The organism is Candidatus Magnetobacterium casense (assembly GCF_019173545.1).
Taxonomy (GTDB): domain Bacteria; phylum Nitrospirota; class Thermodesulfovibrionia; order Thermodesulfovibrionales; family Magnetobacteriaceae; genus Magnetobacterium; species Magnetobacterium cryptolimnobacter.
Genome location: NZ_JABXWD010000224.1, coordinates 1 through 5,827, shown reverse-complemented (window position 1 = coordinate 5,827; position 5,827 = coordinate 1). Strand labels below are relative to the sequence as shown.

Sequence of the window (5,827 nt, the reverse complement as noted above, 5' to 3'; positions counted from 1 at the left end):
GCCTTCGAAGTCAGAGAGCTTTGTGTCAAACTTGCCTTCCATATCGGAGAACCTTGTGTTGACCCTGCCTTCGAGTCTTGCCAGGTCTTCTCTGACCTTTGCGACTTCAGCCCTGACCCCGGCGATTTCGTCTCTGACCTCGGCGATTTTGTCTCTTAGTTCCGTTTTTGTAAGCATCAGGTCTGTTTTTGTTGCAAGATGCTCCAGACTTGCGGATTGTATTTCAAGCAGGGCATCGGTCAGACTCCTGGCCTGTTCCTCAGAGAAACCGGCATTCCTAAGACTCTTGACCGTCTTAAATGTATCAAACATAACCAACATAACTTATCCTATAGATATTTAGCATACAATATCAGCGAAATAAAAAGCAACCGGCCAGTATCTTTATCTTGTGTTAATGAGACACCAGCCGGTGTGCCGTTACTTATATGGCAACTGCTGACCATTGCCCTAATGGTTAGGAGCTACCCTCTCATTTCTTTTCTTCTGTTTTTTCCGCTTTAGGTTCGCCTGAGGAGTCTTTCTTTTCCTCCTTCTTTTCCTCCTTGCCTGCCAACAGGGTTTCTATGCGCTTGATGTCTGCACCCTGCACAATCTCACCATTGACAACCAGATATGGGGTACCGCTGATCCCGATAGAGGCACCGAGTTCGAGATTTTCAGTAACTTTCTTTTCTATCGCCTCATCCTTGCAGACTTCAAACTTGTCATCGTCATGCTTTCCGGCCATGACCTCCTCGAGGGCCTTGGCCTTGTCCTCAGCACACAGGATGTACTTGGCCTTATCCATTGCCTTTGGGTGTATCTGCACCAACGGGAACAGGAATACATACCTTGTAATGTCGTCACGTTTGGACAGAACCTCGGAGAGCTTTCTGCAGAATGGACAGTCTGGGTCTGTAAACTCGATTACGGTGTTCTTGCCTTTGCCTATCTTGAGGGCCTTATCCAGCGGTAAATCCTTTACCTTGGATGCCGATATGGCATCTTTTCTTTCCCGTGTCAACATTTTGCCATCTTTGCCGCGTAACTCACCTAAGATCAGTGTGCCGGTTTCAGGATGAAAATAGGCAATATCAATACCAACTACTATCTCATAAACGCCCTTCATCTCTGTCTCTGTAACCGCATCCACTTTTACCTTTGGAAATAGCTTGGTAAAGGCCTCCCTGGCAGCCTCATCAGTGTCCTTTGCGTAGGCCTGTGCCGATAGTGCAAGGACAAATACACATAGCCACAGTGTTAATCTCTTGTACACGTTGTGTCTCCTTCAAATTTTTTTTTTTACCTCCCTGTTGGTCCAGTCAGGTTGCCACAGGTATGATTAATTTAACAAAACCTTTGCGTTCTTGTCAAATCTCAAATCGGGTGCATAAATTTTTGGTGGGTAACAAGCGGTAATAAAAATGCCTATAAATGGAGCAGCGAGGGGAGCAGCAACCAAGCAAGCCCCCTCACTCCTGTGCTTTGACGAAGCTACACATGATTTTTTAGTACACATGTGTATCAATTCATCAGACCGGCTATCTTTTTGGCCTCCGTCAGGCGTGATGTCATCTCATCCTGGAGCTTCTTCATCCTGTCCAGGTTGCTCCAGGCAGAGACTATCAACCAATCCAGCGATACGTCAATATTGCTCTCTATGTTCTGCTTTGTCAACTTGTTCAGCACCTCAAATGCCTTTGAGGCTTGTCTGAACGTTGAGTCAAACACGTCAAACTCACTGTTGCCTGAGCCTTGAGTTTCAGGTGCCTTGTCCTTACCTTTTTCTTCCATACTATTACCCCTTTTCTTTTTAGCTCCAGATCAGCCCTGGTTTATCGTAATCTAACCTCATGATATTATGAATGTCAAGTCGAGGGGTTGTTGATAAAAAAAACGCTGGTGGGATAGGAGCTTATATCATTTACCCGTATTTTTGATGAAGGATGGCCTGATCCCTGTCGTTGTCATTGTACTCTGAGCAACGGCACAACCCAACCGATGCCTGTGCATCCATATGCCTTCCCCAACAAAAATATTTAACACACAGGGGGGCAGCGTTGTCCCTCTGTGTTTGGGCACTCTTTTCTGTATGATGGTAAAAATAAGGTGATTTCGCTTAATATAGAAACATATGGATGAGTGTGCACATCTTGAAGATTACCTTATAAGGAGACATGTTGTATGAATATACTTGTTTCAGGCTCTCTGGCCTATGACAGGATCATGGATTTTCCGGGACGCTTTGCAGACCATATTTTACCGGATAAGATACACATATTAAACGTATGCTTTATGATCAACGGGTTAAAGGAGAACTTTGGCGGCACTGCGGGCAACATTGCCTATACCCTTTCCCTGTTGGGTGAGACGCCAAACGTCATTGCCACAGCCGGACGAGACTTTGAACCCTACCGGCAATGGCTCAGACAGTGCGACATACCAGCCCACAATGTAGTCATCATCGACGAAGAATTAACCGCTGGGGCATACATCACCACCGACAAGGCCGATAACCAGATAACCGCTTTTAACCCAGGCGCTATGAAGTTCCCCACAAAGTTCGACCTCGATTTTGTCCAACCAGACAAGGCCATCGCTATTGTAGCCCCGGGAAATCTCGATGATATGTATGATTTTATCAAGGTTTATAAGCAAAAAGGCATCTCCTACATCTTTGACCCCGGACAGTCCCTGCCCATGTGGAACAAAGAACAACTGACCGAAATGATTTCGGGGGCCAAAATTTTTATCAGCAACGACTACGAACTGCAACTGACTATGGAAAAAGCCTTTGCTTCCCTTCAGGAGCTTGCTCAGATGGCCGAAATAATCATCACCACCAAGGGCGAGTTTGGCTCTACCATAACAAGATATGACAACGGACACCTGGACAAGATGGATATCCCTGCCGTGACGGTTGAAAACGTCTGTGACCCCACGGGGGCCGGAGATGCCTACAGGGGTGGGTTGCTCAAGGGCCTGCTCATGCCCGGGGCCGACCTCGAACATGCCGCCATGATTGGCTCCACAGCCGCATCATTTTCGGTAGAAACATACGGAACGCAGAACTTCCGCTTCACTCGTGAGACGTTCAATCAGCGATTTGAGGCAGCCTTTGGCAAGGCGGCTTACTAGGGGTGACATATATTTTTTGTGTCTGACCAATGCCTGTAAAGGGGTCAAGGGGTCAGCGCTGGGCGAGCCGCCCCCGGCTAAGTTCCCCCGGCTCAGTGGGGGGCTGGCCCGTGCCAAATGAGCGGGGATTATGGTTCTTTCTTTTTCCTACAGCTTGCCTTTGAGAAACCGGCCTGTCATGGATGCGTCGTTTGCTGCAATTTCTTCCGGCGTCCCTGTTGCAATGACGTATCCGCCCTGTGCGCCTCCTGCGGGGCCGAGGTCGATGATGTAGTCGGCTGACTTGATGATATCAAGGTTGTGTTCGATGACGACCACCGTGTTGCCCATGTCAACGAGTCGATGTATGATCTGCAACAGTCGGTCGATATCGACAAAGTGTAACCCCGTGGTTGGTTCATCGAGCAGGTAGATGGTATCGCCGGATGCACGTTTGGCTAACTCCCGTGTCAGCTTGAGCCTCTGCGCCTCGCCACCTGAGAGTGTGCCGGCAGCCTGTCCAAGATGTATGTAGCCAAGCCCCACCTCTTCCAGCAGAGACAGCGTCTGACGCAGCGGCGTTATCGGCAGGAAGAACTCCCTGGCCTCACTGACGGACATGGCCAGGACCTCGGCAATCGTCTTGCCCTTGTATACGACCTCAAGGGTCTCCCTGTTGAACCTGCTGCCGTCACAGACCTCACACTGGACGTAGGCATTGGGGAGGAAGTGCATTTCGTACTTCTTTATGCCGGCCCCCTTGCAGTCTTCGCAGCGACCACCCGTGATGTTGAAGCTGAACCGCGAGGTGGTGTATCCACGGCTGCGTGCCTGCATGGTGTTGGCAAACAGCTCCCTGATGTACGTAAACATCCCGGCATACGTCGATGGATTTGACCGTGGCGTTTTGCCGATGGGGGACTGATCGACGCTGATGCACTTGTTGATGGCGTCAATGCCGGTGATGGCCTCGTGCCTGCCAACGGCGAGCCCGCTGTCGTATAGGCTGTTCATCAGGGCCGGATAGAGTGTGTCGATGACCAACGTGCTCTTGCCGGAGCCGGAGACACCCGTCACGCATACAAAAACCCCAAGCGGTAGAGATACCGTGACGTCCTTGAGGTTGTTCTCCGACGCCCCGGCTATGACGACGTGCCCCCTGGCGGTCCGGCGATGCTCAGGAACACCGATGACAGCGGCGCCTGATAGAAACCGCCCGGTTGGGGACTGGGCATCTGCGGCGATCTCCTCCGGCGTCCCCATTGCCACGACCAGACCGCCTCGTACACCAGCCTCCGGCCCCATGTCTATGATCACATCCGAAAACCGGATCGTTTCCTCGTCGTGCTCGATAACGATAACCGTGTTACCGGCGTTTTTGATATCCTTGAGGCTGTCCAGGAGCTTTGAGCAGTCACTTGGATGAAGGCCGATGCTTGGCTCATCCAGGACGTACAACACGCCCGACAGACTCGACCCCAACTGCGTGGCAAGCCTCATCCGCTGTGCCTCGCCCCCGGAGAGCGTTGCAACCAGACGGTTTAGTGCCAGGTAGTCCAGCCCGACACGTTCCAGAAACGACAGCCTGTCCGTAAGCTCCCTCAGTATCCGTGACGCTATGAAGGCATCCCGCTCGCTCAGTGGCAGCGTACTGAGAAACTCGTGGGCGTCCGCAATTGACAGCAACGAAACCTCCCCGATGTTTAGGTCGTTTATCCTGATGCTGAGGGCCTCGTTGTTCAGACGCAGGCCGTGGCAGCCCTGGCACGGGGTCAGGACGTTGGGGGTGTCGTCCTCGCCGAGGTTTTCAAATCCGATCCCCTTACACCGGGGGCAGGCGCCAAGGTTGCTGTTAAACGAAAAGTACATCGGCGTCAGGTCGGGTACACTGTTACCGCACTTTGGGCAGATCATCGTCTTACTGAGCAGGATGTCACGACCCTCTTCAATGAGGTTGATTATCACCACGCTGCTAAAGCGCATGGCTGCGTTGACTGCTTCTTTGAGTTTTCGTTCGATGCCGCTTTTTATGACGAGTCTGTCGATGACGATTTCAATGGTGTGGCGTTTATTTTTGTTGAGGTTGATGTCTTCGGTGAGGTCAACCATTTCGCCGTCGATCCTGGCACGCACGTAGCCGTCGCCTCTGATGGCGAGGAGTTCTTTTTTGAACGTCCCCTTGCGTTGTTGTGCGATGGGGGAGAGTATCTGGAGTTTTGTCCCTGTGGCAAGCGTTCTGATTACGGTCAGGAGGCTTTCGGTGTCCTGCGACATCAACGGGATGGCGCATTGGTGGCAGTAGGGTTTGCCTATGCGCGTGTAGAGGACCCTCAGGTAGTCGTATATCTCCGTGAGTGTGCCCACGGTTGAACGCGGGCTTTTGGAGATGGTCTTTTGCTCGATGGCGATGGCGGGAGACAGGCCCTCGATGGAGTCCACGTCAGGCTTTTGCATCTCCCCCAGGAATTGTCGCGCATACACCGACAGGCTCTCGACGTAGCGCCTCTGTCCCTCGGCGTAGACCGTATCGATGGCAAGGGACGATTTGCCCGAACCCGATGGCCCGGTCACGACGATCAGCCTCCCCCGGGGGATGCTAAGGTCTATGTCTCTGAGGTTGTGCTCCCTGGCACCCTTTATTACTATGTTGTCCTGCATATTAGAAAACGGCAAAGAAAAGAAGGGGAGCGGCTCCGCCCTCCCCTCAGACCCCTCCCGCAAGGGGACC

General features: G+C 51.8%; 5 protein-coding genes. 1 reads left to right on the top strand and 4 read right to left on the bottom strand.

Annotation, left to right across the window (positions count from 1 at the left end; genetic code table 11):
- The 3 genes from HWQ67_RS11800 to HWQ67_RS11790 all read right to left on the bottom strand — a co-directional run.
- Positions 1 to 312: CCDC90 family protein (locus tag HWQ67_RS11800; RefSeq protein ID WP_218252891.1), on the bottom strand; the 312-nt coding region annotated here is incomplete at its 3' end.
- A gap of 160 nt (positions 313 to 472) precedes the next feature.
- The gene (locus tag HWQ67_RS11795; RefSeq protein WP_218252890.1) at positions 473 to 1,258 is read right to left on the bottom strand and encodes a DsbC family protein; all 786 of its coding nucleotides are present in this window, start codon (positions 1,256 to 1,258) and stop codon (positions 473 to 475) included.
- A 248-nt stretch (positions 1,259 to 1,506) separates the two neighbouring features.
- Positions 1,507 to 1,776 (bottom strand): hypothetical protein, encoded by a 270-nt coding sequence (locus HWQ67_RS11790; RefSeq protein ID WP_218252889.1) that lies wholly within the window; start codon positions 1,774 to 1,776, stop codon positions 1,507 to 1,509.
- A 390-nt stretch (positions 1,777 to 2,166) separates the two neighbouring features.
- Here HWQ67_RS11790 and HWQ67_RS11785 point away from each other — a divergent pair, with 390 nt between their 5' ends.
- Positions 2,167 to 3,120 carry a carbohydrate kinase family protein gene (locus HWQ67_RS11785; protein WP_218252888.1) on the top strand — a complete coding sequence of 318 codons (954 nt, stop codon included), beginning with the start codon at positions 2,167 to 2,169 and terminating at the stop codon, positions 3,118 to 3,120.
- Positions 3,121 to 3,267: 147 nt separating this feature from the next.
- On the opposite strand, the gene uvrA is transcribed toward HWQ67_RS11785, so the two are convergent.
- The coding region (uvrA, locus tag HWQ67_RS11780; RefSeq protein ID WP_425340723.1) for an excinuclease ABC subunit UvrA at positions 3,268 to 5,827 on the bottom strand (2,560 nt) is incomplete at its 5' end.

Bases quoted from the DNA above. Each gene is read 5' to 3' on its own strand.
- HWQ67_RS11790 (WP_218252889.1), bottom strand. From the start codon at position 1,776: ATGGAAGAAAAAGGTAAGGACAAGGCACCTGAAACTCAAGGCTCAGGC.
- HWQ67_RS11785 (WP_218252888.1), top strand. From the start codon at position 2,167: ATGAATATACTTGTTTCAGGCTCTCTGGCCTATGACAGGATCATGGAT.